At 65.5% G+C, this 26,139-nt stretch carries 26 protein-coding genes and 1 tRNA gene; 13 read left to right on the forward strand and 14 right to left on the reverse strand.

All coding sequences use genetic code 11. The features are described from left to right. Positions 1-215: 215 nt before the first annotated feature. Positions 216-869, reverse strand: coding sequence for a histidine phosphotransferase ChpT (gene chpT, locus AABA84_RS00005; RefSeq protein WP_026202749.1), 654 nt, complete (start codon positions 867-869; stop codon positions 216-218). 230 nt (positions 870-1,099) lie between these two features. On the opposite strand from chpT, the gene AABA84_RS00010 reads away from it, so the two are divergent. Beyond that, the gene (locus AABA84_RS00010) at positions 1,100-1,882 is read left to right on the forward strand and encodes a 3'(2'),5'-bisphosphate nucleotidase CysQ family protein (RefSeq protein ID WP_338311470.1); all 783 of its coding nucleotides are present in this window, start codon (positions 1,100-1,102) and stop codon (positions 1,880-1,882) included. Between the two features lie 6 nt (positions 1,883-1,888). Here the strand turns inward: AABA84_RS00010 and AABA84_RS00015 are convergent, their stop codons facing one another. Beyond that, on the reverse strand, positions 1,889-2,374 hold the full coding sequence (locus tag AABA84_RS00015; protein ID WP_212253637.1) for a YHS domain-containing (seleno)protein: 486 nt from the start codon (positions 2,372-2,374) through the stop codon (positions 1,889-1,891). Between the two features lie 139 nt (positions 2,375-2,513). Here AABA84_RS00015 and AABA84_RS00020 point away from each other — a divergent pair, with 139 nt between their 5' ends. The 3 genes from AABA84_RS00020 to AABA84_RS00030 all read left to right on the forward strand — a co-directional run bounded on the left by AABA84_RS00020 (position 2,514) and on the right by AABA84_RS00030 (position 4,766). Then, positions 2,514-3,119 carry a DUF1134 domain-containing protein gene (locus AABA84_RS00020; protein WP_018322430.1) on the forward strand — a complete coding sequence of 202 codons (606 nt, stop codon included), beginning with the start codon at positions 2,514-2,516 and terminating at the stop codon, positions 3,117-3,119. Between the two features lie 119 nt (positions 3,120-3,238). Next, positions 3,239-4,531 (forward strand): hypothetical protein, encoded by a 1,293-nt coding sequence (locus AABA84_RS00025; RefSeq protein ID WP_338308596.1) that lies wholly within the window; start codon positions 3,239-3,241, stop codon positions 4,529-4,531. A 160-nt stretch (positions 4,532-4,691) separates the two neighbouring features. After that, positions 4,692-4,766 (forward strand) — tRNA-Val (locus tag AABA84_RS00030). A 185-nt stretch (positions 4,767-4,951) separates the two neighbouring features. Here AABA84_RS00030 and AABA84_RS00035 read toward each other — a convergent pair. Then, a complete protein-coding gene (locus AABA84_RS00035; RefSeq protein ID WP_338310846.1) occupies positions 4,952-5,725 on the reverse strand; it encodes an outer membrane protein in 774 nt (257 codons plus the stop codon). 148 nt (positions 5,726-5,873) lie between these two features. On the opposite strand from AABA84_RS00035, the gene AABA84_RS00040 reads away from it, so the two are divergent. After that, the gene (locus AABA84_RS00040; protein ID WP_338310848.1) at positions 5,874-6,647 is read left to right on the forward strand and encodes an SDR family NAD(P)-dependent oxidoreductase; all 774 of its coding nucleotides are present in this window, start codon (positions 5,874-5,876) and stop codon (positions 6,645-6,647) included. A gap of 21 nt (positions 6,648-6,668) precedes the next feature. On the opposite strand, the gene AABA84_RS00045 is transcribed toward AABA84_RS00040, so the two are convergent. The 4 genes from AABA84_RS00045 to AABA84_RS00060 all read right to left on the reverse strand — a co-directional run bounded on the left by AABA84_RS00045 (position 6,669) and on the right by AABA84_RS00060 (position 9,012). Then, the gene (locus AABA84_RS00045) at positions 6,669-7,346 is read right to left on the reverse strand and encodes a hypothetical protein (RefSeq protein WP_338310850.1); all 678 of its coding nucleotides are present in this window, start codon (positions 7,344-7,346) and stop codon (positions 6,669-6,671) included. 124 nt (positions 7,347-7,470) lie between these two features. After that, entirely contained in the window at positions 7,471-7,953 is a 483-nt protein-coding gene (greA, locus tag AABA84_RS00050; RefSeq protein WP_212253626.1) for a transcription elongation factor GreA, read from the reverse strand. A gap of 100 nt (positions 7,954-8,053) precedes the next feature. Beyond that, positions 8,054-8,533: a hypothetical protein gene (locus AABA84_RS00055; protein WP_212253619.1), complete on the reverse strand. Its 480-nt coding sequence runs from the start codon at positions 8,531-8,533 to the stop codon at positions 8,054-8,056. A gap of 146 nt (positions 8,534-8,679) precedes the next feature. Further along, entirely contained in the window at positions 8,680-9,012 is a 333-nt protein-coding gene (locus tag AABA84_RS00060; protein WP_212253616.1) for a hypothetical protein, read from the reverse strand. Positions 9,013-9,275: 263 nt separating this feature from the next. Between AABA84_RS00060 and AABA84_RS00065 the strand changes: the two genes are divergently transcribed. Next, a complete protein-coding gene (locus tag AABA84_RS00065; protein WP_212253614.1) occupies positions 9,276-9,509 on the forward strand; it encodes a DUF3551 domain-containing protein in 234 nt (77 codons plus the stop codon). Positions 9,510-9,697: 188 nt separating this feature from the next. Here AABA84_RS00065 and AABA84_RS00070 read toward each other — a convergent pair whose 3' ends face one another. Both AABA84_RS00070 and AABA84_RS00075 read right to left on the reverse strand, forming a co-directional pair. Continuing rightward, the gene (locus tag AABA84_RS00070; protein ID WP_338310851.1) at positions 9,698-10,216 is read right to left on the reverse strand and encodes a hypothetical protein; all 519 of its coding nucleotides are present in this window, start codon (positions 10,214-10,216) and stop codon (positions 9,698-9,700) included. Between the two features lie 251 nt (positions 10,217-10,467). Then, positions 10,468-12,015 carry an acetolactate synthase large subunit gene (locus AABA84_RS00075; RefSeq protein ID WP_338308603.1) on the reverse strand — a complete coding sequence of 516 codons (1,548 nt, stop codon included), beginning with the start codon at positions 12,013-12,015 and terminating at the stop codon, positions 10,468-10,470. Between the two features lie 252 nt (positions 12,016-12,267). Between AABA84_RS00075 and AABA84_RS00080 the strand changes: the two genes are divergently transcribed. Both AABA84_RS00080 and AABA84_RS00085 read left to right on the forward strand, forming a co-directional pair. Further along, positions 12,268-12,846 carry a L,D-transpeptidase gene (locus AABA84_RS00080; protein ID WP_338310852.1) on the forward strand — a complete coding sequence of 193 codons (579 nt, stop codon included), beginning with the start codon at positions 12,268-12,270 and terminating at the stop codon, positions 12,844-12,846. A gap of 206 nt (positions 12,847-13,052) precedes the next feature. Continuing rightward, on the forward strand, positions 13,053-13,868 hold the full coding sequence (locus AABA84_RS00085) for a DUF2927 domain-containing protein (protein WP_212253608.1): 816 nt from the start codon (positions 13,053-13,055) through the stop codon (positions 13,866-13,868). An 81-nt stretch (positions 13,869-13,949) separates the two neighbouring features. Here the strand turns inward: AABA84_RS00085 and AABA84_RS00090 are convergent, their stop codons facing one another. Beyond that, complete coding sequence (locus AABA84_RS00090; protein WP_338310853.1) at positions 13,950-14,756, reverse strand: class I SAM-dependent methyltransferase; 807 nt, start codon at positions 14,754-14,756, stop codon at positions 13,950-13,952. A 169-nt stretch (positions 14,757-14,925) separates the two neighbouring features. Beyond that, entirely contained in the window at positions 14,926-16,050 is a 1,125-nt protein-coding gene (locus tag AABA84_RS00095; protein ID WP_338310854.1) for a threonine synthase, read from the reverse strand. A gap of 319 nt (positions 16,051-16,369) precedes the next feature. Between AABA84_RS00095 and AABA84_RS00100 the strand changes: the two genes are divergently transcribed. Genes AABA84_RS00100 through upp form a run of 3 tightly spaced genes read left to right on the forward strand, consistent with a single transcriptional unit; the run spans position 16,370 to position 19,553 of the window. Next, the gene (locus tag AABA84_RS00100) at positions 16,370-17,626 is read left to right on the forward strand and encodes a GTP cyclohydrolase II (RefSeq protein WP_212253601.1); all 1,257 of its coding nucleotides are present in this window, start codon (positions 16,370-16,372) and stop codon (positions 17,624-17,626) included. A gap of 5 nt (positions 17,627-17,631) precedes the next feature. Then, positions 17,632-18,870, forward strand: coding sequence for a URC4/urg3 family protein (locus tag AABA84_RS00105; protein WP_338310855.1), 1,239 nt, complete (start codon positions 17,632-17,634; stop codon positions 18,868-18,870). A gap of 53 nt (positions 18,871-18,923) precedes the next feature. Further along, positions 18,924-19,553: a uracil phosphoribosyltransferase gene (upp, locus tag AABA84_RS00110; RefSeq protein ID WP_212253598.1), complete on the forward strand. Its 630-nt coding sequence runs from the start codon at positions 18,924-18,926 to the stop codon at positions 19,551-19,553. A gap of 1 nt (position 19,554) precedes the next feature. On the opposite strand, the gene AABA84_RS00115 is transcribed toward upp, so the two are convergent. Together AABA84_RS00115 and AABA84_RS00120 are read right to left on the reverse strand one after the other, a co-directional pair. Continuing rightward, positions 19,555-20,667, reverse strand: a complete 1,113-nt coding sequence (locus AABA84_RS00115) for a M48 family metallopeptidase (RefSeq protein ID WP_338310856.1) — start codon at positions 20,665-20,667, stop codon at positions 19,555-19,557. Between the two features lie 3 nt (positions 20,668-20,670). Then, the gene (locus AABA84_RS00120) at positions 20,671-21,825 is read right to left on the reverse strand and encodes a DUF898 family protein (protein WP_445083383.1); all 1,155 of its coding nucleotides are present in this window, start codon (positions 21,823-21,825) and stop codon (positions 20,671-20,673) included. A gap of 357 nt (positions 21,826-22,182) precedes the next feature. Here AABA84_RS00120 and AABA84_RS00125 point away from each other — a divergent pair, with 357 nt between their 5' ends. Together AABA84_RS00125 and AABA84_RS00130 are read left to right on the forward strand one after the other, a co-directional pair. Next, the gene (locus AABA84_RS00125) at positions 22,183-23,448 is read left to right on the forward strand and encodes a cytochrome P450 (RefSeq protein WP_212253594.1); all 1,266 of its coding nucleotides are present in this window, start codon (positions 22,183-22,185) and stop codon (positions 23,446-23,448) included. 184 nt (positions 23,449-23,632) lie between these two features. Then, positions 23,633-24,907, forward strand: coding sequence for a cytochrome P450 (locus AABA84_RS00130; RefSeq protein ID WP_212253592.1), 1,275 nt, complete (start codon positions 23,633-23,635; stop codon positions 24,905-24,907). A gap of 255 nt (positions 24,908-25,162) precedes the next feature. Here the strand turns inward: AABA84_RS00130 and AABA84_RS00135 are convergent, their stop codons facing one another. Then, the gene (locus AABA84_RS00135; RefSeq protein WP_338310857.1) at positions 25,163-26,083 is read right to left on the reverse strand and encodes a LysR substrate-binding domain-containing protein; all 921 of its coding nucleotides are present in this window, start codon (positions 26,081-26,083) and stop codon (positions 25,163-25,165) included. Between the last annotated feature and the right edge of the window lie 56 nt (positions 26,084-26,139).

A 26,139-nucleotide genomic window follows, 5' to 3' on the forward strand; every position in this document is an offset into this window, starting at 1 on the left:
CCGCAACAGATCATCCATGAAAACAGGCCTTCATACAGGGAGGGCACGCACGAATTGTGATGCGCCTATTCGGAATGGGGCCAGCTTCACCGCAAAGCGTTTAATATTGGTTGAGTATGTGCAAAAGAACGGAACCAACAAAGAGATAAGGCGCTCCGGACAAGCCGAAGCGCCTCGTAAAGATTTGATTAAGATACCGAGCGCGCTGCGCGCGTTTACGAAGCGGTAATGATGATGGCTTCGCCTTCCGGCTTGAGCGTCACGGTGAGCCCGCAGGCCTGCGCCAGCAGCCGCGTGTAATAAGGCTGGATCGCATGCGCATCCGCGGCAGGGCCGCGCTCGCCGCTCAAGAGCTCGGAGATGTTCTGCGGCAGGCGCGCATTATGTCCGGTCGCGGTGATGCGAAAGCTCATCGTTTCGCCCTCGCCGATCGGGTCGATCGTCAGCATGCCGCCGCGCGGGATGGTGTGCTGGGACACGACCAGCATGTTGAGCAGCAGCTTGACGCGATTCTTCGGCAGCAGGAGCCGCGGCAGATTCCAGGTGATCGAGCACTTGCCATCCTCGATGTGGCCGCGCGCCATGGTCTGGGCATCGCCGAGATCGATTTGCGCGCCGGAGGAGCCGGCCGCCCCGAAGGCGAGACGGCAGAACTGGAGCCGGGCGGAGGCGGTCTTGGCGCTCTTGCGAATCAGGTCGAGCGCGAATTCGCGGTCTTCCGGCTTGGGATCGTCGTCGAGCACTTCGAGCCCGTTGACGATGGCGCCGACGGGGCTGATGAGATCGTGGCAGACCCGCGAGCACAGCAGCGCTGCGAGTTCGAGCATATCGGGAGCAGTAGCAGTCGCGGGCGACGAGGCGTCAGACATATAAAGGGGTCCTGGAGGGTTCCTGAAATTGCACGGCGCTGGACGCCGCGAATCACGCATGCTCGACGGATGCTGCGGGTTCTAACATTCGCCAGCCCGTGGCAGCTAGCTTGCGATAGGTTCGAAGCGGCCATAAAGGGCTGCGGGCGAATCAACTGAGAGGGGCGAGACTTGCTGACGAATGAGGCACACAGGTGAGGATCATCGACGCCGAGGCCGCATCCCGGTTGATGGAGCCGCTCACCGCGCTGGTCGTGAAGGCGGGCGAGGCGATCCTCGGCGTCAACCGCGCGGCGATGCGGATCGACGGCAAGCAGGACGGCTCGCCGGTCACCGAGGCCGACCTCGCCGCCGACCATATCATCGCGGAAGGCCTGGCCCAGCTTGCGGGCGACGTTCCGACGCTCTCGGAAGAGCGGACCCAGCTTGCCTCGCCATCGTTTGAGGGCAGCTTCTTCCTGATCGATCCGCTCGACGGGACCAAGGAGTTCGTCGCCGGTCGCGACGAGTTCACCGTCAACCTCGCTTTGGTGACATCAGGCGTGCCGCTGCTCGGCATCGTAGCTGCGCCCGCGCTCGGCCTGCTCTGGCGCGGCATCGTCGGCCGCGGCGCCGAGCGCGTGAGCTTTGACGGCGCTACCATCGGCGCGGCCGAGCCGATCCACACCCGCAAGCTGCCGGCGCAAGGCGAGCCCTGGATCGCGGCGGTGAGCCGCTCGCATGGCGATCCCAGGAGCGAAGCCTTCATCGATAACAGGCCCAATGCCGTCAGACGGACGGTCGGCTCGGCCGTGAAATTCGGCCGGATCGCGGAAGGCAGCGCCGACATCTACCCCCGCTTCGGGCCCACCTGTGAATGGGACGTCGGGGCCGGCTCGGCGGTCGTGACCGCGGCCGGCGGCAGGGTGACCGACGGCAAGGGCGGCGAGCTCCGCTTCGGCGAGCGGCACGCCAGCGGCTTCATCATCCCGGAGTTCATCGCCTGGGGCGACCCGCAGGCGGCAAGTCTCTGAAAGCCGCTACTGACTGAGCTGTTCCTGAAGGGCCGGCCAGCGCTTGCCGACTTCATAGAGGAACCGCTCGGGGTCGGCGGCGAAGGCGTCGCGATTGGCTTCGCGGCTGAACAGGTAGAGCCGCTGCGCCACGATCGCGAAGAAGCGGGGATTGCCGGCAATGGTCACCCCGCGGGCGATATCGGCGGGGTCGTAGCCGCCGAATTGCGGCCCATAGATTTCGGGATGGGCCAGGAAGGAGGCGCGGTTGCCCTCGTTGCGGAAGCGCCAGACCGCGCCCCAGAGATTCGCCTCGAACTCCGCCGTGCCCTGCATGGCCGTCCCCTCGACGAAATAGGCGACGGGGTCGAACCCTTCGATGGCGACGCCGGTGAAGCGGTTGACGACGACCCGCTCGGTGGTGGCAGCCCCGGCCGGCATGACCGAGCCGCTGAGCCATATGCCCGACAGCAGGCAGACGAGGAGGCCGATCAAGGCAATTCCGGGGCGCAAAGGGCTATCTTCCTGCCGTTGTGCCGTCATAGTTGCTGCGGATAACATCCGAGTCGAGGGGACATCCGGCGCAACCTAGAGCCGCGCCTGTTGGCGTCAGGTTAAGGAAGCGACCGGTTTCGGTACCAGGGGTTCTTTTATGACTTTCGCATCACGCCTTGCTGCGCTCGCGCTTGCCGCGATGGTCGGCTGGATCGTGCCGGCCTCCGCCCAGCAGGCGCCGCCGCCCAATCTGCCGCCGCCGCAGCGGACCCCGACGCCCAGCACCTATGGGCCGGACGAGCTCGTCGGTGCCGGACACCGCTTCTTCGGCAATGTCTCGCGTGGGCTCGCCTCGATCATCGAGAAGGCGATCAGCCAATGGGGCCTGCCCAACGGCTATATCCTGGGCGAGGAAGGTTCCGGCGCGTTCGTCGCCGGCCTGCGCTACGGCGAAGGCACGCTCTACACCAAGAACGCCGGGGATCTGCGCGTCTACTGGCAGGGCCCCTCGCTCGGCTTCGACTGGGGCGGCGACGGCGCGCGCACCATGACGCTGGTCTACAACCTGCCCGCCACCAACGCGATCTACCAGCGCTTCGCCGGCCTCGACGGCTCGGCCTACATCATCGGCGGCTTCGGCATGACGGCGCTCACCGCCAACAACATCGTGCTGGTGCCGATCCGCTCCGGGCTCGGCCTGCGGCTGGGCGCCAATATCGGCTATCTCAAATACACGCCGCGAGCGACCTGGAACCCATTCTAGGCTCCCCTCCTCCATCCAGCTGCGGATCAAGGTTAACGACAGAGCGGGGCTGGCTTTTTGCCGGCCCGCCATGGCATGGTCGTTGGTGAATTTTTCCTTAAGCTCCGGAGTTCTGCCCCATGGTCGAACCGATCATGTACCTGGCGATCGGTTTCCTGCTATCGATGCTGTGCGGGCTCGCGATCGTGCCGCTGGTGCATAACCGCGCCGTGCGCCTGACCACGCGCCGGCTAGAGGCCGCAACGCCGCTGTCGATGGCCGAGATCCAGGCCGACAAGGACCAGCTCCGCGCCGAATTCGCCATGTCGGCGCGGCGGCTCGAGATGAGCGTCGACCAGCTCAAGAACAAGACCACCAGCCAGCTCGCCGAGCTCGGCAAGAAGAGCGACGCCATCAACCGCATGAAGATCGAGCTCGGCGAGAAGAACGCCACGATCTTCGCGCTCGAGGCGCGCGAGAAGGCGGTGAAGGAACAGCTCCGCGCCACCGAAGAGGAATTCAACGCCAAGACCGAGGCCCTGCGCGCCGCCGAGAACGCGCTGACCGACAAGCAGGGCGAGCTCGCCAAGATCAACTCCGAACTGTCCGACCGCTCGATGATGGCGGAGAGCCGTCAGGTCGAGCTGGTCGCGGTGCGCGCGCAGATCGAGGAATTGAAGAACCGCGTCGGCGATGCCGAGAAGGAATTTGCCGCCACCCAAGCGCGCCTTGCGCAGGAGCGCACCGAATCCGAGACCGCCTCGCGCGAGCTCGGCGATGCCCGCGGCCGGGTCGAGAATCTGAGCCAGCGCGTCACCGAGCTCGATCGCCAGCTGATCGGACAGGTGAAGGAAGCCGAGATGCTGTCGGGCCGCGTCGCCGACCTCGAGGGACGGCTCGCCACGCAGGGCAAGCTGCTCGCCGAGCGCGACTATGAGAACAACCAGCTCCGCCAGGCCAATGAAGGCGCCGAACGCACCGTCAAGGAGCTGCGGGTCGAGATCGCAGCCTTGAGCGGCGGCAAGTCGTCGGCCGCCATGGAAGCGCTGCGCGCGGAAAAGGCGGCGCTGGAGGAGCAGCTGCGCACCGCCCGCGACGAGCGCGCCAAACTCCAGCGCGACATCAACGCGATCCAGCAGCAGGCGGAAAGCTCCTGGGCGACCGAGCGCATGGAGAACGCGCTGCTCCGCGAGCGCATCAACGACATCGCCGCCGAAGTCGCAAAACTCGCGATGCAGCTCGAAGGCCCGAACTCGCCGATCGAGGCGCTGCTCGCGGCCGAGGCCGGCCAGCCGCCGAAGCCGGCGCCGCGCCCGGCCAACGACGCCGCGACCAATGGCGCGCCGAGCCTGCCCGAAGGCGGCGGAACGCTGGCCGAGCGCATCCGGGCGCTGCAGGCCCACGCCTCCCGGGCCCGCCAGCAGGGCGCGTAAGCAGCCCGAAATCCGGCCGGGCCAGCGAATTGCGCGACCGGGCCAAGGTTTTCCGCCCCCGCGGCGCCTGGAAACTTGACACCTTAAGCCCGCACTTCTAAATCGCGGGCTCCGATGCGCCGGCCGGCCGAACAGGTCCGGCCGTCTGCATGATGGTCCCGGGCGCATAGCTCAGCGGGAGAGCGTTCCCTTCACACGGGAGAGGTCCAAGGTTCGATCCCTTGTGCGCCCACCACGCTTCGCCAAAAGGCTTCGCGTGGCGCAGCCACGCCCAATGATGGCGAAGCGTGTCCGGCATAGCTCGAAGAGCGTCGACGGACTGGGGCGTCTTGCTCCTGCTCCGTCGAAAATCTCGAAAACAACCCCATGCACAGTAGCCGACGCCAGTCGGATCAAGGAGTTACGGCTTTCCCGAATCGGCTAGTACTTCGCGATGATGGGACCGCCAAGGCGGTAGTTCAATCGCACGAGCCCGATGTCGACGTCCTGGCCGATCCGCTCCCTGCGCGTGAAGGCGCCGGCGGTCACGCCACCAAAGCCGCCCGTGGCGGCGAACGTGACATCGCGATGGCCGAGAAAGATGTGGTCGTACTCCACACCCAGCGACCAGTTCGGAGCAAAGCCGAATTCAAGGCCCGCGCCGATGACCCCACCAAAACGCGTTTCGCTGGTCCGATCGAATTCCGCGCCGGTGACGACGTCGTTGGTTCGGTATTTGTCGGCCACCGCCGCGCCGCCGCCCTTCACGTACAGCAGGACATTGTTCCAAGCATAGCCGACCTGCCCGGTGATCAGGCCGAAGCCTTCAATCTTGGACCGATTACGAAGACCCGTCGGCGGGAAAAGCACCGTGCTGACGTTGTCGCCCGTGAAGTCGGCCCAGTTGCCCTGGCCCTCGATGCCGAACACCCAGTTGACGGACCGCCAACGAAATCCCATCTGCCCGCCCGCCGTGCCGCCCGTGGCATCGTGGCACCCTTCCGGGACGATAGTGCCAAGACCGGGGGAAATCAGATCCCAGCACTTGCGGCTCGATCCGCCGCCGCCGTTGACGCCGATGTAGAAGCCGCTCCAATCGTAGACGGCGGCGACCATCGGCGGCGCCTTGGTGTAGGGACGCGCCGCGAGATCGGCGGCGCCTGCGCCTGTGCAGGCCATTCCGAATGCTGCGACGGAAAGCAGGAACTTCTTCATCAGCGTCCCCCGAATGTCATGCGTCATGCAATTGGCCTGATCTTATCGCTTTTCGGGTGGTTGTATGTGATCGGCATGCAACATCCTGGGGCGACTTTGCCACGGCAGGGGCCGTAGAGTGCGCGCTGAAATATCCGAGGGAGCGCGCATGGCGACCATCTTCATCACCGGCAGCACCGATGGCCTCGGCCGGGCAGCGGCGCAATCACTGCTTGAACAGGGACACCGCGTGGTGCTGCATGCACGCTCGGCCGATCGCAGCGACGCGCTCGGCGAGCTGAGGTCGCGTTGCCAGGGGATCGTGGTCGGCGATCTCAAGAGTGCGGCCGAGACGAAGCATATCGCCGAACAGGTCAACGCGATCGGGCGCATGGACGCGGTCATCCACAACGCCGGCGTCTACACGCGTCCCGGCCGCGGCGCGACACCCGAAGGCCATGCCGAGACTTTGGCCATCAACACGCTTGCGCCGTACATGCTGACGGCGCTGATCGAACGGCCGGACCGATTGGTGTATCTCAGCAGCGGGCTGCACCGCGGTGGAGAGGGCTCGCTCGACGACCTCGACTGGACCAGGCGTCCCTGGGATTCGGCCAAGGCCTATGCCGAGAGCAAGCTGCACGTGGTCGCACTGGCCTTCGCGCTGGCGCGGCGCTGGCCGAAGGTCCTGAGCAACGCCGTCGATCCCGGCTGGGTCCGCACGAGGATGGGCGGCGCGGGCGCGCCGGTCGATATCGACACCGGACAGCGGACGCAGACTTGGCTAGCGGTGAGCGAAGATGCTGCAGCTTCGGTGACGGGGCGCTACTGGCATCACTTGCGGCAGGAGGAGCCCGCCAGCGAGGCGACCGATCCGCAGTTCCAGGACGAGCTCATCGCCAGATTGGGCAAGTTGACGGGCGTTGAGCTGCCCGAGGCGTAAAGCGCGATGACGGAGCAGGCTTCACGCCGCCTGCCCCGGCCGCCAAGCCGTGTAGAGACCGACGAGGGTTCCGATCGCAACCAGCGCGACGGCCAGCAGCACCTGCAATTGCCCATCATCGGTGGGGCCGACCGACGACACCAGTCTGGTCACGATGACGAACAGAATGCCCACGGCGGCCGCTGCACCCGCGCAGAGATAAGCGAGCTCCCGCGTCAAATTGCGACCGAGAAGTCCGAGCGCCGTGAAATACATCGCGCAGGCGTTGGGATGAACGAACAAGGCAATGCGCGCATAAGCGCCATAGGCGTCGAACAGGGACTCGCATCGGCGCAGGGCCGCTTTTGAGGCGACCCGCTGCAGGAACGGCCTGAAGAAGCGAGCCTGTCCGTAACTCAAGACGGCGCCCAGGATGATGGCGAGCCACGCCACCACAAAAACGGAGCCATCCACGGCCTTCGGACCGAGCGCCGCGGACATCAGGATGAGCGCGGTTCCGGGAAAATAGCCGAAATACGGGAAGACCGACTCCAGCAGCACGCAGACGAACATGAAGGCCGGAAACCATGCCGATCCGGTCGCGCCATGAACGATGGCGTTCAGGTCGAAGAGAGCAGTCCTGTACAGGACGAGGTACATGCACATGGCTAGTAGAGCCAGCGCGTAGAACGGCAACGCTCCCGACAAAAACCGTCTCATCCAACCATCAAGCTTCGTTTGGCGGAGACGACGGCCTCGCGCTGTTCCGGATCATGCATTAGGCGAATGAGATTGCTGCTGTCGATAGCGCCGTTTGCCACGCAATCCTCGCCGCGCTCCGCGCCTACGCAATCGACAAGATCTCGATCTCCTGCGCGCCCGCCCCCACAACGTCACCCACCGCCTTCCCCATCAGCGACCGCGCCACCGGCGCGACGAACGAGATCGATCCCGCCTTGGGGTCGGCCTCGTCCTCGCCGACGATGCGATAGGTCTGCACGCGGCCATCGGTGCGGCTGAAGGTCACGGTGCTGCCGAAGGCGACGATGTCGTTCGACACCGGGTTGGGAACCAACTGCGCCGTGCGCAGCCGTTCGGTCAGATAGCGGGCGTCGCGCAACGGCACCGCCGATTGCCGGCGCTTTTCGTTGACGTCCTCGATGGCTTGCGCGGCTTCATAGGCCTCGCGGGCGTGCTGGAGCTGCGTCTGCAACGCCTGCAGGCCGGCTTCTGTCACGAGGTTGGGATGCGGCGAGATCGGGCGATCCGGCAACAGCGTCTCGGACGCGGTTTCGGCGCTTTCTTCCTTGGTAAAGGCGACGCTCAATGCAAAATCCTGTCGAACTGTTTCGGGTAACGGCGCGCACCATCACGCTGCGACTCACCGAGGGGAATCGCGCAGAGGCGCCGCTGAAGATCGCCCTGGACTATATCTCAAGTTCGACGAAACGACGGAGCTTGAAGACGAGGTCCGGCATGGCCTGGCGGAACCGCGTCGCGTTCTGGAAATTGGTCGAGAACGGCGCAAAGGTGATCATGGCATTCCAGTGCCGGTAGCCATAGACCGTGACCGAGGCACCGGTCGCGGGAAAATTCTCCAGCTTGCGCAGCTCGCCGAGCACGAGATCGGCGATCGCTTCTGCCGGCAGCAGCTGCTTGCCATCCCGCGTCGTGACGATTTTCGCAGGCTGCGCGACCGGTTCCACAATGGCCGGCGCAGCGTCGGCTGCATCCTCCGGCCCGGTCGACGTCGCCTCAGGGATGGGCGCCGCGTCCGCTCCGTTCGACGGCACTGTCGGCGGACCCTCGGTGAGCGGCGGCGGTGCAACACTGTCTGCGCGCTTGTTGCCTCCAAGGATGCTGCTGATCATGGCCACAAGGCCAGCATCCTTCACGTCGTCACTCATCATTCCCCCCAGGCTTCGGCCTACTCTAGCACTGCTCTCGCAGACCGCCACCGGGGATGTGACATTGGCAGCCGACCGGCCAGGGGCCCAATTGGCCAGGCACCGGCGGCGCAACGGCTGATCGCGTCGCGCTGCCGTGCGACCCGTTATTGCTTATCGAACGGGATATATTGCTGGTACTGCTTGGGCACCGAGCTGCGATAGCGCGCGGGCACGGTGCCGCTGTCGACCGAGTGGTCGATCTCCTGCTGCCGCGTCATCTTCTTCTTCGCCGGCTTCTTCGACGCGCTCTTCTTGGAGTCGGTCGGCTGGCTGGGCGTGTCGGTGGTTGCGCTCGGCGTCGTCGCGGCCGGCGCGGCTGTTGTCGCCGCAGGCGCCGCGGCTCCGCCGGCAGCCGGCGCGGTCTGGGCCAGCGCGAGCGATGTTTGCGTCATGAGCGCCAGCGCTGCCACTGCAGCCAGCAAATATGATTTCTGCATCAGAACCTCCAAATGCCTTGATCCGAATGAGGCAAGCCTAGTCCCACCGGATCGAGGCGTGCAAGTTCGCCGAGGATAGGTCGGAACCCGTGCGCGAACTGTGGCCGAGATCACAGTGCGAGCCGCCGGCTGCGTCACGATGTACCTCGCTTCGAACGCATCCGGCGCCGCGGAGACCAACACAGCAGGACCCCGCGTCAGACAGGCCACGGGAACGCCGACCAAGACACGGCCGTTCCACCCTACCATTGAAGGAGATCGAAATGCGTCGCACCATCCTCACGCTTGCATCGTTCGCAACGCTGATCGCCGCGTCATTGTCGGCGGCCCCGGCCCAGGCCGGAAGCGACCGATACTGCCTGCAGGGCCGCAGCTGGGGCTATCCCGGCAACTGCCAGTTCGCCAGCTACCAGCAATGTGCCGCCACGGCCTCCGGAACATCGTCCTATTGCGGCATCAACCCGCGCTACGCGTACTCGCAGCAATATCATTACTGAGTGAGGCTGTCCCCTCATCGGGAGTGTCCCATCGGGGAGACACCCTCTCCCCAGCCCTCTCCCGCAAGCGGGAGAGGGAGAGCACCTCTTCTGTGGCAAGTGATCGATCCGACCTTACCGCGCGCTACAGATTGTTGTTCAAGCATGATCTTTTCGGAAAACCGCTGCGCACTTTTCCGGATCATGCTTCAGGCGCCGGGCCCGAGGCCGATTTCCGCAAGCCGCGTTGCGAACCAGCGCGACAGCGGCTGATCCACGGCGCCGCTGACATAGACCTCCGACATCGTCGGATGGTGCTTGTCCAGCACCAGCAGCAAGCCGACCCAGTACGGGAACCAGACATGCACGTCGGTCAGCGCCCGCAGCTTGTGCTGGTCGTGCTCCAGCGGCGTGTGATTGCTCGCCTTGCGGATCTCCACCGTGAGCAGATTGTTCGGGATCTCGCGCTGATGCACGACGACGTCGGGGTAGATCGACTTGCCCAGATGATCGTCGGTCGAGATGATGGTGCCGTGCGGCAGATGCAGCGTGCGCTCGCCGAGCCGGTCGTAGTTGCAGTCGACCGACCAGCCGGCGAACTGCTTCTCCAGATGCACGGCGAAGCGGTGCGTGACCGCGCGCTCGCCGATGTCCTTCTCGAACAGGAAGCCCTCGTGGGCGTAGAAGTCCCGCAGCGCCGCGATCACCTTGTTCAGCTCGGTCTGCATCGTGCCTCCGGGCTCATTCCACTTTGCGTCCCGAGCGGTCTCTCGCTCCCTCGCCCCGTTCTTACGGGGAGAGGGTGGGGTGAGGGGCCGCCTCCGCAAATCCGGTTGGAATGATAGGTCGAACGCGCGCGACGTGCGAGTCGGATGGTGTCTTGCCTGGACTTGGAGCCTGCCTTGCCCCTCACCCGGATTACATCTTCGATGCAATCCGACCTCTCCCCGCGGAAGAGCGGGGAGAGGTAAGACGCATCCTACATCTGAACTTCGATCAGCCGCGGCCCCGGCTCGGCGACGGCCTCGGCCAGCGCCTTGTTGAACTCGTCGGCATTGGTGACGGCGCGGCCGGGCACGCCCATGCCCTTGGCCAGTGCGACGAAATCCAGCGTCGGGCGGTCGAGGCGAAGCATGTCGTTGGCGCGCTGGCCGGGCTCGCCGGCGCCGACATTGTCGAACTCGCCGCGCAGGATCTGGTAGATGCGGTTGGCGAACACGATGGTGACGATATTGAGGTTCTCGCGCGCCTGGGTCCACAGCGACTGGATCGTGTACATTGCGCTGCCGTCACCGACCATGCAGATCACCTTGCGGTCCGGGCAGGCGATCGCGGCGCCGATCGACAGCGGCGTCGAGAAGCCGATCGAGCCGCCCATGTTCTGCAGCCAGTCGTGCGGTGCGGCGGCGGCCGTCGGCGGGAAGAAGGCGCGGCCGGTGGTGAGAGACTCGTCGACCAGGATCGCATTCTCGGGGATGGCGTACGCAATCGACTGCGCGATCGAGGCGTGGGTCAGCGCGCCGGTCGGCTTGAGCAGCTCCTGCGACGCCTGCGGCTTGACGTCCCTGGCGCTGGCTTTCACCGCGCCGGCGAGCGCCTCGAGCGCCGCGACCGAATTCTCGCCCCAGGAGGTCATGCGATGCACGTCGCAGCCCTCGGGCTTGAGCATGCTCGGCTTGTTCGGATAGGCGAAGAACGCCACGGGATCGTCGGACTCGACCAGCACGATGTGACGGAACTTGGCCAGCATCGGCAGCGCGTTCTCGATCACGTAGTGGATGCGGTCGATCGAATAGCGGCCGCGGCCGCGCGCCATCTTCGGACGGAAGGTCGGGCCCATCACGGTGCAGCCGGTCTTGGCGGCGATGCGCTCGGCGAGCGCGAGGCCCTGCTCGCTCAGGGCGCTGCCGGTCATCAGCAGCAGCGTACCCTCGCCGTCGCCATGCAGGATTTTTGCGGCCTGCTCGACCGCCTGCGGTGAATAGCTCGCGCGCTGTTGCTCGGCCGGGACCTCGGCGACGCCGTCGGCCTCGTTCCAGGCGGTGTCGGCGGGCAGGATCAGGGTCGCGATCTGCGGCGGCGCGCTTTTGGCGGCGGCGATCGCCGCGGCGCCATCGGCGGCGACCGATTTGGCATCCGGCGAGGTGCGGACCCAGGACGACATCGGCCGGGCCAGGCCCTCGATGTCGGAGGTCAGCGGCGCGTTGAAGCCGATGTGGTAGACGGCGTGCTGGCCGACGATGTTGACGATGCCGGAATTGGCCTTCTTGGCGTTGTGCAAATTGGCAAGGCCGTTGGCGAGGCCGGGGCCGAGATGCAGCAGCGTCGAGGCAGGCAGGCCCTTCATGCGGAAATAGCCGTCGGCGGCACCGGTCACCACGCCCTCGAACAGGCCGAGCACGCAACGCATGCCGGGTACGCGGTCGAGCGCTGCGACAAAATGCATCTCGGAGGTGCCTGGGTTGGTGAAGCAGACATCCACCCCACCCTTGACCATCGTCCGCACCAGGCTTTCCGCACCGTTCATTCGTTCTGCTCCCGCAACCGGCAATATCCAAAGATCCGTTCGATCAATCATTGTTCGCTCGTCCCGTCAAAGCAATAGGCGGCATCGCGGCCCTGCCCCGCGCGACAATGGCTAACGCTTTTCGGCAAATGGCATGGTTGCCGATTTGATAACGCCTGTCCTGGATGATGTCCCTCACGGGGCCGTGGCTTGCGAAAAGCCCGCAAATATGGCCTGTGGCCTGTGTTGAATCGATCTTTTCTGGGGGAAACAATGATCCGGTTTTTTGCCGCACCGATTGCCGCCATCGCACTGCTGTCGACCATGGCGGGCGGCGCGTTCGCCGAAGAGTTCGACTCGCGCGACATCATGGGCGGCGGCCCGAACTTCTTCCGTTCCGGCGCCAATCCGATCCCCCGCACCACCGTCATGTATAACGGCAATTACGCCCCCGGCACGATCGTGGTGAACACCAGCGAGCGGCGGCTGTATCTGGTGCTCCAGAACGGCCAGGCGCTGCGTTACGGCATCGGCGTCGGCCGCGACGGCTTCCGCTGGGGCGGGGTGCACAGGATCACCGCCAAGAAGGAATGGCCGGACTGGACGCCGCCGTCGCAGATGCTGGCGCGCCGGCCGGACCTGCCGCGCCACATGAAGGGCGGCGTCGAGAATCCGCTCGGCGCGCGCGCGATGTATTTGGGCTCGACGCTCTATCGCATCCACGGCTCCAACGAGCCGGAGACGATCGGCCAGGCGGTGTCCTCGGGCTGCTTCCGCATGACCAATGACGACGTCAGCGATCTCTACGGCCGCGTCTCGGTCGGTACCACGGTGGTGGTGCTGAACAACTGACGCAACTCTCGTAGGGTGGGCAAAGCCGGAGGATCGCGCGAACGCCGGCGTGCCCACGGTTTTGAGATGGTGGGCACGGCGCTTTGCGCCTTTGCCCTCCCTACGGCACCTGTAGCGCTCTTGCTACAGACAACGCCGGGAACCCGCAGGGCGCGTGAATTTGCGGTCTTGTGCGCGCGACGCGAATGCGGCAGCGTCGCACAACGATGAGCGCACTTGCCCCGCCCTCGCCTTGCCTTCGCATCGCCCTGCTCGCGCTCGCAGCGCTCGTGGCTGCGCCTGACACCGCGACCATGGCCGTCGCCGGCGAATTGCCCGCGATCTCCTCGCGCCAGCGCGCCGAGAAGAAGAATTTCACCGACGGCGAGATCGTCGAGGGCTTCCTGAAGACGGCGTTCGGTGCCGAATATCACCTCGCCGGCCGCGTCGACCGCATCCGCAAGTTCGACGGGCCGGTGCGCGTGTACGCCGAGAGCGACCGCGCCGACCGCAAGACGCAGCTCGCCAAGGTCGTGGCCGACATCGCCCATCGCGTGCAGCACCTCGACATCGCCATGATCGCGACCGCCGAAGCGGCCAATGTGCGGGTGAAGCTGGTGCGCGACCGCGACCTCTTCCGCACCATCTCCAGCTTCTACGGCGCCGAGAAGGCGCGCGAGATCCGCACCTCGCTCGACCCGCAATGCCTGTCCGGCTTCCGCAAGAACGACAATTTCGAGATCGAGCATTCCGACGTCATCCTCACGGTCGACAACGGCGATTTCGTCTTCCTCGACTGCGCCTATGAGGAGTTGCTGCAATCGCTCGGGCCCATCAACGACACCGCGAGCGTGCCCTGGACCATGTTCAACGACAATGTCTCGATGGGCTATTTCGACGTCTACGACCAGTACATCCTCAATCTCTTGTACGATCCCCGCATCAAGCCCGGCATGACCGTGGCCGAGGTCAAGGCGGTGCTGCCCGCCGTGCTCGCTGACGTGCGCACCTGGGTCAAGCAGGTGAATGATCTGAAGGAGTGAGCCGCGCGACCCTCCCCATGGTTCGAGACGCCTGCTTTGGCGGCTCGCACATGAGGGCAGAATCTCACGGTAAAACGCGCCTCACACCTTCCGTGCCTTCGACATCAGGAACTGCTGGCGCATTACATTGTGGCCGGCGTCGAAATATTCCGAGATCAGCGCCTCGAACTCGGCTCGGAAGCTCCTGAGCTTGTCCGGCTCGTCCTTGTACTGGGCGATGAGCCTGATCAAAGGCCCGATCGTCGTCTCCATGGTGCGGCGGAAATGCTGCGGGCTGAGGGCGGACGGCGTCATCATGTCCATCTCGAAGGAGAGATCCTTCGTTTTCCCCGCGAGACGCTCGGCGACGATCTTCGGATCGCCCCACAACACTGGCGATGCCACGCCCTCGGGCGGCGGCAGATGGCGGTCGATCAGTGCGAACATCCGCCCGACATACAGATGCGGTGGCCAGGTGGAGAACGCGATGGTGCCGCCGGGCTTCAGCACGCGCAGCATCTCGCCGATCGCGACGTCCGGACGCGGCGCGAACATGTGGCCGAACTGGCTGAGCACCACGTCGAACTCGTTGTCGTCATAGGGCAGGCTTTCGGCGTCGCCGTCCTTGAAGTCGACATCGAGGTTCATCAGTTGCGCGTGCTCGCGGGCGCGCTCGATCAGAACCGGCGAGAGGTCGAGACCCCTGACCTTCGCACCGCGGCGCGCCGCCGTGATCGCGACCACGCCGGTGCCGCATCCGACGTCGAGCAGCCTTTGGCCGGCGGCAACGCCGGCAAAACCGACGAGCCTGGCGGCGGTCGGTGTCGTGAAAACTTCCATCGGCGTGAACAGCGACCAGGCTTCCTTCTGGACTGCCTTGAAACCCGCAAACGGATCCTGCGCGGTCATGGAACTCTCCCTTTGCACGAGCTCGATCTCCATGAGGCTGGCGACGGACGCCGAAGGTTCAACGCGTCCGCATGGCGCCGCGAAACGCGGATGCCCGGGCATTCGCCTCGCCAAAGCGGCTTCGGCCTCGTCCCGCGCGGGGCCGCGCCGCAACACAACAGATCGGACCCTACTGGACGAGATCGGCGACGGTGGTCGCGGCCTTCAGGCCGGTTCCGGTGAGGACGGCGACCGTGGTGTCGGTCGCCTTGACGGCGCCGGTGGCGGAGAGCTTTTCAAGCGCCGCCGCCGCGCTGGCGCTGGTCGGCTCGGCGAACAGGCCCTGCCGCGCAAGACGGCGCAGCGCGGCGACGATCTCCTCCTCGGTGAGCGCGACGGTGCCGCCGCCGCTTTCGCGCAAGGCGGCGATGATCTCGCGCAGGCGCAGCGGATTCTTGATCGCGGTGCCCTCTGCGATGGTCTTGTTCACCTCGCGGGCGACGGGCGTATCGACGCCGGCCTGAAAACTCGCATCGATCGGCGAGCAGTTTTGCGGCTGCGCCGCGAACAGCCGCGGCAGTTTTGCGATCTGGCCGGCTTTCATGAGCTCGCGGAAGCCGAAGGCGCATCCGAGCAGAGAGCTGCCGGCGCCGACGGGAACGATGACGTTGTCGGGCGCGCGAAAACCGAGATCTTCCCAGATCTCATAGGCGAGCGATTTGGTGCCTTCGAGGAAGAACGGCTGCCAGTTATGGCTGGCATAGAAGGTCTGGCTCGACTGGCGGATGGCCTCGGCCTCGGACTCCTCGCGCGGGCCTTCGACGAGCTGCACCGTCGCGCCATAAGCCCGCACCTGCGCGATCTTGGCCGGCGAGGTCGAGGCCGGTGCCAGAATCTTCACGCGCATGCCGCCGGCAGCACCGAGCCCGGCCATCGACGAGCCGCCATTGCCGGAAGAGTCTTCCAGAATCGCGTTGACGCCGATCTGGCGCAGGAACGACAGCATCACCGCCGAGCCGCGATCCTTGAAACTGCCGGTCGGGTTGAACCATTCGAGCTTGAACAACGGCCGCAACTCGCCCCAGTCCTGCTGCACCAGCGGCGTGCAGCCTTCACCGAGCGTGATCGGAGTCTTGATCTCGACCGGCAGCGCCGCCCGGTAGCGCCAGAGCGAGCGCGTGCGGGGCTCGATGTCCTCGCGCGAGATCCCCGCCCCCGGCGTCACCAGAAGCGGCGTGCGCTCGTCCGAGCACCAGCGCGGCTGGTCGAGCGGATAGAGCTGTCCGTTGCGAGGATCGATGTAGCTGGCGGGCATGGGGGTCTCCGGGGCGGGCAGCCGATCCAGTCGATATGTCTGAATATGCGGGTTTAATCCAGTCGCCCGTTCGGAGGCGGAGGGGCCGCCCGCCCCTTCAAAAATTCAAATGATTACATAGATATAGGAAGCATTCCGGCGTGGTCCGCTGATCGGGACGGGCGCGGGAACGGCCTCTGGGTCGCCTCGCACGATTAACTTGTCTGTCGTCGCCGGCCGCTACAATATGTTGGATTGCGTCGCCGATGTTCCGCGTCGGCAACGCAACCGAGCCAGGCCCGTCCAAGCGGCGGGCCGTTGGCTTTTTGGGAGTTTGGTCATGAGCCGCGCGAACCGTACCGACCACATCCGCCTGACCTCCCATCCGGAGCCGGGCCGGAAGGCCGCCTTCCCGATCCACTGGGGCGCAGCTGATGCGCGCGGCCGCGGACCGATCATCGGCACGGTGTCGCGCGCTGGGGATCGCAACGTGATCGGCAGCCATGGCGGGTCCTATGCGATGTATCGCGCACTCGCGGTGTCCGCCGGCGCGCTCGATCCGATCAGGCGCCCTGACCTCACCAACACCTTTCCCGCCGCGACCATCGGGCCGTTTCCGCAATGGAGCGATCCCACCAAGATCGTCGCGCTCGATCCCTGGGGGCATCTGGTCGCGGAGAATTTCGGCAAGGAGATCGCAGAAGGCTCCGACATCCGCCCGAGCATCGCCGTAACGCGGGCGCGGCTGGACCTGCCCGAGATCCGCGAGGCGCTCGCTGCAAAACGCTTACGCGCGGACGGCGAGGTCGTGCATGCCAATGGCAGCGTCTCCGTGGTGAAGATCGCGATCGATCCGGTCTGGTACCTGCCGGGCCTTGCGGCGCGCTTCGGCACCGGTGAGACCGAGCTGCGGCGCACGCTGTTCGAGCAGACCGCCGGCATGTTCCCCGAGCTCGTCACGCGGCCGGACATGAAAGTGTTCCTGCCGCCGATCGGCGGCACCACGGTCTACATGTTCGGCGATGTGACGAAACTGCCGGACCATCGCACAAAGATCACCTGCCGCGTGCACGACGAGTGCAACGGCTCCGACGTGTTCGGCTCCGATATCTGCACCTGCCGGCCCTACCTGATCCACGGCATCGAGGAATCCGCACGCGGCGCGCAGGAGGGCGGGCTCGGGCTCGTCGTCTACAACCGGAAAGAGGGCCGCGCGCTCGGCGAGGTCACCAAATTCCTGGTCTACAACGCACGCAAGCGCCAGGAGGACGGCGATGCGGCCGCCGCCTATTTCGAGCGCACCGAATGCGTCGCCGGCGTCCAGGACGCCCGCTTCCAGCAATTGATGCCGGATACGATTCACTGGCTCGGTTTGAAGCGCATCGACCGCTTCCTGTCGATGAGCGACATGAAGCACGACGCGCTGACCTCGCAAGGCATCGACATCGTCGAGCGCGTGCCGATCCCGCTGGAGCTGATTCCGGCCGATGCCCATGTCGAGATCGCCGCGAAGAAAGCCGCCGGCTATTACTCGACCGACATCGCGCCGGAGAAAGACGTGAACGGCGTGGTCGGACGTTCGCTGGAAAAATACTGATCGCGATGGCGGAGGCTTTGGAATTGCAGGCACGCTCGCTGCTCAGCGCAGATGCGGTGCGCGCGCGGGCCGGGCAGATGCTGGAGATCGGCCTTGCCGGCGGCTTGAGCCACTTCACGATCGACCTCGACCGGATGGACGGCGTCGCGGAGGCCGTGCTTGCGGTGACGCGCAAGGCCTATCCGACGCTGCAGATTCCGTTCCATGCGCGCTGGCGGCATTTTGTGCTTGGCGGCGTCGACCGCTGGGCGAGGCTTGCCGAGGCTGCTTCGTGGCCGGACCGCGCCGCGCGGGCGCGCGCGGAGTTCGACCTCGCCATCGTCAGCGTGCTGCTCGACGCCGGCGCGGGCGCCGCGTGGCGCTATCGCGACGCCATGAGCGGCGAAAGCATCGGCCGGTCCGAGGGGCTCGCAATCGCGAGCCTCGACATGTTTGCGAGCGGCCTTTTCTCGGGCGATGCGCGCGCGCCGTTCCGAACCGATGCGGACGTGCTGGCAAAACTGCCCCTGGCATCCCTCACCTCCGCCTTTCAGGTGAGCGATGCCAATCCCCTGGTCGGGCTGGAGGGGCGCACCGATCTGTTGCGGCGTCTGGGCCGGCACGTCGCCGAGCGCGTCGACGTTTTCGGCTTGAATGATACGCCGCGGCCGGGCGGCCTGTTCGACCACATCGCGGCGCAGGCGAATGGCGGCGCCGTTGCCGCGCCCGTGATCCTGTCCGCGGTGCTGAACCAACTCGGGCCGATCTGGCCGTCGCGGCTGGCGCTCGCAAAAATTCCGCTTGGCGATTGCTGGCGGCATCCGGCGATCAAGGCCGATGATGCGACCGCCGGCCTCGTGCCGCTGCACAAGCTGTCGCAATGGCTGAGCTATTCGCTGATCGAACCGCTGCAGCGCGCCGGCCTCGATGTCACCGACATCGACGGCCTGACCGGGCTTGCCGAATACCGTAACGGCGGCCTGTTCGTCGATCACGAGGTGCTGCGCCTGCGCGATGCCGCGGACGCCGAGCGTGCGCATGCGGTGGATTCGCTGCTCGTCGTGGAATGGCGCGCGCTCACCGTCGCACTGCTCGACAAGCTGGCGGAACTGGTTCGCGCAAAACTCGGCCGCACGCCCGAAACCTTGCCGCTCGCCAGCATCCTGGAAGGCGGCAGCTGGGCCGCGGGCCGCGCCATTGCGTTCGCGCGCCGGCCCGACGGCTCGCCGCCGCTCAAGGTGATCAGCGACGGCACGGTTTTCTAGTCCATCCGCAAGTTGATCCATTGCGCAACGATGAATTTCAGGAGCATCCGATCATGGAAGGCGTCACGATCGTCGATCACCCGCTGGTGCAGCACAAGCTGACGCTGGTGCGGGACAAATCGATTTCGACAAAGTCGTTCCGCGAGCTGATCAAGGAGATCGGCATGCTGCTGTGTTACGAGGTGACGCGCGACCTGCCGCTCGCCGACACCGTCATCGAGACGCCGCTGGCGACGATGCACTCGGCCAAGATCGCCGGCAAGAAGCTGGTGTTCGTGCCGATGCTGCGCGCCGGCACCACCTTCGTCGACGGCATGATGGATCTGGTGCCGACAGCGCGCGTCGCCCATATCGGCCTTTACCGCGAGCCGCACAGCTTTGCGGCGGTCGAGTATTTCTTCAAATCGCCGTCCGACCTCGGCGAGCGCCTCGCGATCGTGGTGACCCCGGTGGTTGCCACCGCGAACACGACCGTCGCCGCCATCGACCGCCTGAAAGAGCGCGGTGCAAAGGACATCCGGCTCGCCTGCCTGATCGCCGCCCCGGAAGGCCTCGAACGGCTGCGCGGCTTGCATCCGGACGTGCCGATCTGGACCGCGGCGGTGGACGAAGGTCTCGACGAGAACGGCTTCATCCTGCCCGGCCTCGGCGACGCCGGCGACCGCGCCTACGGAACGCGGTAGATTAGACCTTCCCGCTGCCGCAAATCCCCTTCAGCGACTGCCATTCCTTGTCCGTCAGCAGCGGCGGGCCGGAGGCCGGGCGGTCTTCTTTGGTCATGCGCGCGAGGCGGTCCTCGGTGAGCGGGTGGCTGGCGAGGATCGACGTGAGCGTGGAACCGCCTTCCTTGCCGGTGATGCGGAACATCAGCTCGGCCGCGGGCTTCGGCGAGCGGCCGAGCTTGTGCATGACCTCGATCGCGAACGTATCGGCGGCAGTCTCGGCCTCGCGCGAATAGGAGGCTTCGACCACGCTGCGCGAGGCAAAGATCACGGCGGATGAGCCGGTGACGTCGCCGAACAACAGGCCGATCAGGAACGAGGTGCCGCCGTTGTAGATCAGGCCGCGCATGTTGTCGTAATGCTTGAGATGGCCGAGCTCGTGGGCGAGGATGCCGGCGAGCTCGTCGGGGTTTTGCGCCTTGTCGAGCAAGCCTCTCAGCACGTAGACCTTGCCGCCGGGCAGCGCGAACGCGTTCGGCACCGCGGTCGGCAGCACGCCGGCCGTCATGGAATCGTCGTCGAGGCCGGCGGCATCGCGCAGGCGGTTGACCAGCTTGGTGAACGCGGCCTTGCCCGCGGGGTCTTCGCACACGCTGCGGCCGAAGATGGTCTTCACCTGGACTTCGGAGGCGTCGCCGATGCGCCGCTCGATCGGTTTCGGCACCAGCGGCGCAAGCCGGTCGGCGGCGAGCGGAACGCCGAACAAGACGACGCAGACGATGGAGACGGCAGCGGCCACCGACCAGCCGACGATTTTTGCGACGCCGCGGCGCGAGGTCCGGTGCTCGTCGAGATGGGTGCAGCGGACGGTCACGTCAGCGGCCAGCGCAGCGTCGCGGATCTCGAGCCGCGCCAGCGGCGGCGCCGTGGTGCAGGCAAGACGCAGGATTCCCGGCGGGCTGTCGGCGCGGCGGATGTCCGCATAGGCCCAGCGAACCGGCGTTCCGCCGTCCTCGGCGATCTCGAGCGCATCAGCGAAGGTCAGTATCACCTGCCGCCGGCGGCTCGACGTGCCGTCGAAGAAGATGGTCGGCTTGGCGGACTGCGCCGGCGCCTCGGCAAACACGTCAGTCACAGCTCAGAATCCCGCGACATCGAGCCCGTCGGCAAAACCTTCGCCGAGCGCGCTGGCAAGCTGACCGCTGCCACGCACATCCGCCGCGGCCGCGATGTCGTGCACCTCGACGGTCTCCAGCACCTTGGCCCAGAGATCACGCTGAAGATAGACCCGCATGACGATGTTGATCGCAAGCGCCAGCGCGAGATAGCCGATCACCATCATCACCACCATCGGGATGCTCCTGGCGGCATTGTCGGAGCCGAACACCTGATCGGCGGGAACGCCGCTCAGTTGGACGACCAGCAAGGCGGAGCCGCCGAGATAGGCGGAAAAAGCCATCGAGAGCAGCGTCCACCAGCCGATCACCTTCCAGTACAGGCCGTAGAACGCGTCGTGCGGCAATCGCGATGACAGGCTGACGCCGCCGATGCGGATGCCGTCGAGCCACCAGCGCCACTCGCGCGCCCTGAATTCCGCATAGAAGAACGGGGCGAGCGGGAAGATCAGCAGCGCGATCGGGCTGAGCAGCCACAGCCACCAGGCGCGCTTGAAGAAGGTCCAGCCGTCGCCCTCGAAATCGCCGCGGAGATCGCCGTAATGGGTGTGCTGCATCTTGTAGCGTTCGAGCGCGGCCGCGCGCCAGGGCAGCGCCAGGCCGAGCGTGAGTAACACCAGCAAGCCCCACATCATGGCGCGGAACGAATAGGCCCAGCCCGACCCGTCCATCCAGAACCGCACGCCGCGCCAGACCGTGCGCGTCAGCCGATAACGTCGCGCGCGAAAGATCGCGAACTGGCCGAAGGCGTAGAAGCCGATGAACAGCGGTGTCGAGGCAAAGCCCTGCCAGCGCTCGAACTCGATGCCAACAAGGAAATAGGCGAGATAGATCGGCACCAGGATCGCGAGCGCGAACAGGAAGCCGACCAGGAGCTCCTTGGCACGGCCGGTATATTCAGCGGCATCACCGTCGATCGCGGTGTTCGCCCACAGATGACGGCGGATGTCGGTGACGAGCCAGAACCGGTAGAAGCCGAAAGTGACGAGCTCCAGCATGGCACCCTTGGTGACCATTTTCCGGAACTCGGAGCGGTTACCGCTGAAATCGACCCGCGTGGGCGGCAGCGGCGGGGGCAAAGGCTCGGAGCCGATCGGGGTCCATTGCATGTCGTTCACGGCGGCAACCTCGGGATGCGGTCTTGATCGGGTCAAACTATAGATCAGAGCTTGGTCGGTCCCCAAGATGGCAGGGTTCGATTTACCTCGATTCCAGTCGGTTTCTGGCACGATTTCACGACAAAGGGTGTGCGGCTGATCACGTCAATTGAGGTCCTGTCGCCGGATGGAGCCAATGGGTCGGCGCAACGCGCCGCCCCATGGGCTCCATCCGGGCTACGCATCCACCCTCTCGCAAAGGTTGGATGTGACAAAACTCTCCCTTGCTCCGGCGCAGACAACCGGCTGTAATTGCAAATCAAATACCGCAGCGCAGAATTCAACGAGAACGCGCGGTACATGCCAGGGAGAACGGTCATGCATGGGACCATCGAGAGCGCGGCCAAGCTCGACGCCCTTCGCGAGCGCGCCACGACACTGCCGCTGGAGCAATTCGATCCGGGCGATCCGGAATTGTTCAGGACCGATACGTTCTGGCCGTATTTCGATCGGCTGCGCCGCGAAGATCCCGTGCACTACTGCAAGGACTCGATGTTCGGCCCGTACTGGTCGGTGACGCGCTACAACGACATCATGGAGATCGAGACCAACCATTCGGTGTTCTCCTCGGCCTCCTCCCTCGGCGGCATCACCATCCGCGACATCGATCCGGACCTGCGCCGCGAGAGTTTCATCTCCATGGATCCGCCGCGCCATGCGGCGCAGCGCAAGACCGTGGCGCCGATGTTCACGCCGACGCATCTGGACAATCTCGCCCTCAACATCCGCAAGCGCTCAGCCGAGTGCCTGGACAATCTGCCCCGCGGCGAGGTGTTCGACTGGGTCGACCGCGTCTCGATCGAGCTCACCACGCAGATGCTGGCGGTGCTGTTCGACTTTCCCTGGGAGGACCGCCGCAAGCTGACGCGCTGGTCCGACATCGCGACCACCATTCCCGGTCCCGACGGCCTCGTCGCCACCGAGGACGAGCGGCAGGCCGAGCTGACCGAATGCGCGGGCTATTTCGCGCGGCTGTGGAAGGAGCGCATCGCGCAGCCGCCGAAGAGCGACCTGCTCTCGATGATGGCGCATGGCGCCGCGACGCGTGACATGGACGCGAAGAACTTCCTCGGCAATCTCGTGCTCTTGATCGTCGGCGGCAACGACACCACGCGCAACACCATGTCGGGCTCGCTCCACGCGCTGAGCCAGCATCCGGAGCAGTATCGCAAGCTGCGCGAGAACCCGGCTTTGCTCGACAGCTTCGTTCCCGAAGTGATCCGCTGGCAGACGCCGCTGGCGCATATGCGGCGCACTGCGCTCGCCGACTTCGAGTTCCGGGGCAAGGAGATCAAGAAAGGTGACAAGGTCGTGATGTGGTACGTCTCGGGCAACCGCGACGAAGAGGCGATCGAGAAGCCCTACGAATTCATCATTGACCGCGCCCGCCCGCGCACGCATCTGTCCTTCGGCTTCGGCATTCACCGCTGCGTGGGTTTGCGGCTTGCCGAACTCCAGCTCAAGATCATCTGGGAAGAGATCCTGAAGCGGTTCGATCATATCGACGTGGTCGGCGAACCCAAGCGGGTCTATTCGAGTTTCGTAAAGGGCCTGGAAGAGCTGCCGGTGAAGATTGCAGCGTGAGACGAAAAACCCTCCCTCTCCCCGTTCTTACGGGGAGAGGGTCGGGGTGAGGGGCTCTCTCCCCGAAGACGGCGACAGCCGAATCGCAGAGAGTCCCCCTCACCCGGATCGCATCTAACGATGCGATCCGACCTCTCCCCGCAAGCGGGGCGAGGTGAAGGAAGAACCAACTGGAGCCACGACGATGAACATCCAAGCGCCGGTTAAAGTGGACAAGGCCGAACGCCTGCGCAGGGCCCGCGAGGAGGCCTATGCGACACCGTTGTCGCAATTCCACCCCGGCGCGCCCAGGCTGTTCCAGGACGACACGCTGTGGCCGTGGTTCGAGCGGCTGCGCAAGGAAGAGCCGGTGCATTACTGCACCAATGCGCCGATCGAGCCATACTGGTCGGTGGTGAAGTACAACGACATCATGCATGTCGACACCAATCACGGCCTGTTCTCGTCGGATTCGACGCTCGGCGGCATCTCGATCCGCGACGTGCCGGAGGGCTACGACTGGCCGAGCTTCATCGCGATGGACCAGCCCCGGCACTCGTCGCAGCGCAAGACCGTGTCGCCGATGTTCACGCCAACGCATCTGGACGAGCTGGCAAAGCTGATCCGGCAGCGCTCGCAGACCGTGCTCGACAATCTGCCGCGCAACGAGACCTTCAATTTCGTCGAGCGCGTCTCGATCGAGCTGACGACGCAGATGCTGGCGACCCTGTTCGACTTCCCCTGGGAGGAGCGGCGCAAGTTGACGCGCTGGTCGGATGTTTCGACCGCGCTGCCCAAGAGCGGCATCGTCGCCTCCGCCGAAGAGCGCCGCCGCGAGATGGACGAGTGCTACGCCTACATGTCGAAGCTGTGGAACGAGCGCGTCAACTCCGCGCCGCGCAACGATCTGCTGTCGCTGATGGCCCACAACGACGCCACGCGGCACATGGACCCCGACAACCTCATGGGCAACATCATCCTGCTCATCGTCGGCGGCAACGACACCACGCGCAACACCATGACCGGCTCGGTGCTGGCGCTGAACGAGAACCCCGAGCAATACGACAAGCTCCGCGCCAATCCGGAGCTGATCGATTCCATGGTGCCCGAGGTGATCCGCTGGCAGACGCCGCTGGCGCATATGCGGCGCACCGCGTTGCAAGACACCGAGATCGGCGGCAAGCACATCAAGAAGGGCGACCGCGTCGTGATGTGGTACGTCTCCGGCAACCGCGACGAGGAGATGTTCGAGAAGCCGAACGATTTCATCATCGACCGCCCGCGCCCGCGCACCCACCTCTCCTTCGGCTTCGGCATCCACCGCTGCGTCGGCATGCGCCTCGCCGAGCTGCAGCTGCGCATCGTCTGGGAAGAGATGCTGAAGCGCTTCGACCGCATCGAGGTGGTGGGAGAGCCGAAGCGGATCTATTCGAGCTTCATCAAGGGGTACGAGACGCTGCCGGTGAGGATTCCGGGGTAGGCGCACTTCCACTAAGTCTCTTGGGGCAAACCGCCTCATCAATCTCCGCTGTCATGCTCCGCGAAAGCGGGGCATCCAGTACGCTGCGGCTTCTCGGCTCCAGCCGCGCTGTCTCTGGAATACTGGATTGCCCGCTTTCGCGGGCAATGACAGCTGAGAATGACGCGAAGAGCTAGCCAGCTATAAAATTTCGGCATGACAGCTCGCGCCAGATGCGATGGCCAGGCGGCGCGCGGCTGTTCTACCACACGGCATCTAACTCAATTTGATATCCCACACGCCTTCCTTGCGGCAGGCGGCGACTTCCTCGCGCAGAAGCGCTGTCACGGCGAGCGAAGCCGTCGAGACCGGGCGGTCGATCGGAGAAGCGAAAATGAGCTCGCGTGTCATCGGCTTGGAGACGACAGCGGTTTCCAGCCGCCCGTCCGCGACCTCGCCGTGGACCGACGACGGCGGCAGCAGCGCGAAGCCGAGCCCCTCCTCGACCAGGCTGGTCAGCACGCGGAACGAATCCGCCTCGAGCTGGACGTCGAGCTTGATCTTGCGCTGGGCGGCCGCGTGCTCGATCAGCGCACGGAGGCCGTGCGAGTGAGAGGGCAGCACCAGCCGTTGCCGCAGCAGCCAGCCGATGTCGACGCTCTTCTTGCGCGCGAGGCCGCAGCCGCGCGGGCCGACCGCGACGATGTTGTCGCGCCCCAGGCTCTCCACGTTGAGATGCAGATCGGCCGAGCGGCCATAGAGGATGGCGAGATCCATCTCGCCGCGATGCAGCCATTCGACCAGATGGCCGCTGTAGCTCTCGACGATGCGCAGCGAAATGCCGGGAAATCTTTCGACGCAGCGCCGCGCAAAGCGCGCCGACAGCACGCAGCTGACGGTCGGAACCAGGCCAAGCACGACCTGGCCGGACGGCGGCCCCTGGGACGACTGGATGTCGTCGCGGATCTGGTCGATCTGCCGCACGATGCCGGAGGTGCGCGCCAACAGCAGCCGGCCGGCTTCGGTCAGCACCATGCCGCGGCCGTTGCGGGTGAACAATTCGGTGCGCAGCTCGTGCTCCAGCAGCTTGATCTGCCTGGAGAGCGCCGGCTGCGCCACGCGCAGCGTGTCGGAGGCCTTGCTCAGACTGCCGAGCTCCGCCACGCAACTGAAGGTCCTGAGCTGCCGGAAATCCATGCTTGCCAATCCTGGAAGGCTACTCCATACGCTATAACAAATGAGCATAGGGGGCT

The sequence above is a fragment of the Bradyrhizobium sp. TM239 genome, from assembly GCF_036247985.1.
In the GTDB taxonomy this organism is placed as follows: Bacteria; Pseudomonadota; Alphaproteobacteria; order Rhizobiales; family Xanthobacteraceae; genus Bradyrhizobium; species Bradyrhizobium ottawaense.

Bases quoted from the DNA above. Each gene is read 5' to 3' on its own strand.
- chpT (WP_026202749.1), bottom strand. From the start codon at position 869: ATGTCTGACGCCTCGTCGCCCGCGACTGCTACTGCTCCCGATATGCTC.
- AABA84_RS00010 (WP_338311470.1), top strand. From the start codon at position 1,100: ATGGAGCCGCTCACCGCGCTGGTCGTGAAGGCGGGCGAGGCGATCCTC.
- AABA84_RS00020 (WP_018322430.1), top strand. From the start codon at position 2,514: ATGACTTTCGCATCACGCCTTGCTGCGCTCGCGCTTGCCGCGATGGTC.
- AABA84_RS00025 (WP_338308596.1), top strand. From the start codon at position 3,239: ATGGTCGAACCGATCATGTACCTGGCGATCGGTTTCCTGCTATCGATG.
- AABA84_RS00035 (WP_338310846.1), bottom strand. From the start codon at position 5,725: ATGAAGAAGTTCCTGCTTTCCGTCGCAGCATTCGGAATGGCCTGCACA.
- AABA84_RS00040 (WP_338310848.1), top strand. From the start codon at position 5,874: ATGGCGACCATCTTCATCACCGGCAGCACCGATGGCCTCGGCCGGGCA.
- AABA84_RS00045 (WP_338310850.1), bottom strand. From the start codon at position 7,346: ATGAGACGGTTTTTGTCGGGAGCGTTGCCGTTCTACGCGCTGGCTCTA.
- AABA84_RS00055 (WP_212253619.1), bottom strand. From the start codon at position 8,533: ATGAGTGACGACGTGAAGGATGCTGGCCTTGTGGCCATGATCAGCAGC.
- AABA84_RS00060 (WP_212253616.1), bottom strand. From the start codon at position 9,012: ATGCAGAAATCATATTTGCTGGCTGCAGTGGCAGCGCTGGCGCTCATG.
- AABA84_RS00065 (WP_212253614.1), top strand. From the start codon at position 9,276: ATGCGTCGCACCATCCTCACGCTTGCATCGTTCGCAACGCTGATCGCC.
- AABA84_RS00070 (WP_338310851.1), bottom strand. From the start codon at position 10,216: ATGCAGACCGAGCTGAACAAGGTGATCGCGGCGCTGCGGGACTTCTAC.
- AABA84_RS00075 (WP_338308603.1), bottom strand. From the start codon at position 12,015: ATGAACGGTGCGGAAAGCCTGGTGCGGACGATGGTCAAGGGTGGGGTG.
- AABA84_RS00080 (WP_338310852.1), top strand. From the start codon at position 12,268: ATGATCCGGTTTTTTGCCGCACCGATTGCCGCCATCGCACTGCTGTCG.
- AABA84_RS00085 (WP_212253608.1), top strand. From the start codon at position 13,053: ATGAGCGCACTTGCCCCGCCCTCGCCTTGCCTTCGCATCGCCCTGCTC.
- AABA84_RS00090 (WP_338310853.1), bottom strand. From the start codon at position 14,756: ATGACCGCGCAGGATCCGTTTGCGGGTTTCAAGGCAGTCCAGAAGGAA.
- AABA84_RS00095 (WP_338310854.1), bottom strand. From the start codon at position 16,050: ATGCCCGCCAGCTACATCGATCCTCGCAACGGACAGCTCTATCCGCTC.
- AABA84_RS00100 (WP_212253601.1), top strand. From the start codon at position 16,370: ATGAGCCGCGCGAACCGTACCGACCACATCCGCCTGACCTCCCATCCG.
- AABA84_RS00105 (WP_338310855.1), top strand. From the start codon at position 17,632: ATGGCGGAGGCTTTGGAATTGCAGGCACGCTCGCTGCTCAGCGCAGAT.
- upp (WP_212253598.1), top strand. From the start codon at position 18,924: ATGGAAGGCGTCACGATCGTCGATCACCCGCTGGTGCAGCACAAGCTG.
- AABA84_RS00125 (WP_212253594.1), top strand. From the start codon at position 22,183: ATGCATGGGACCATCGAGAGCGCGGCCAAGCTCGACGCCCTTCGCGAG.
- AABA84_RS00130 (WP_212253592.1), top strand. From the start codon at position 23,633: ATGAACATCCAAGCGCCGGTTAAAGTGGACAAGGCCGAACGCCTGCGC.
- AABA84_RS00135 (WP_338310857.1), bottom strand. From the start codon at position 26,083: ATGGATTTCCGGCAGCTCAGGACCTTCAGTTGCGTGGCGGAGCTCGGC.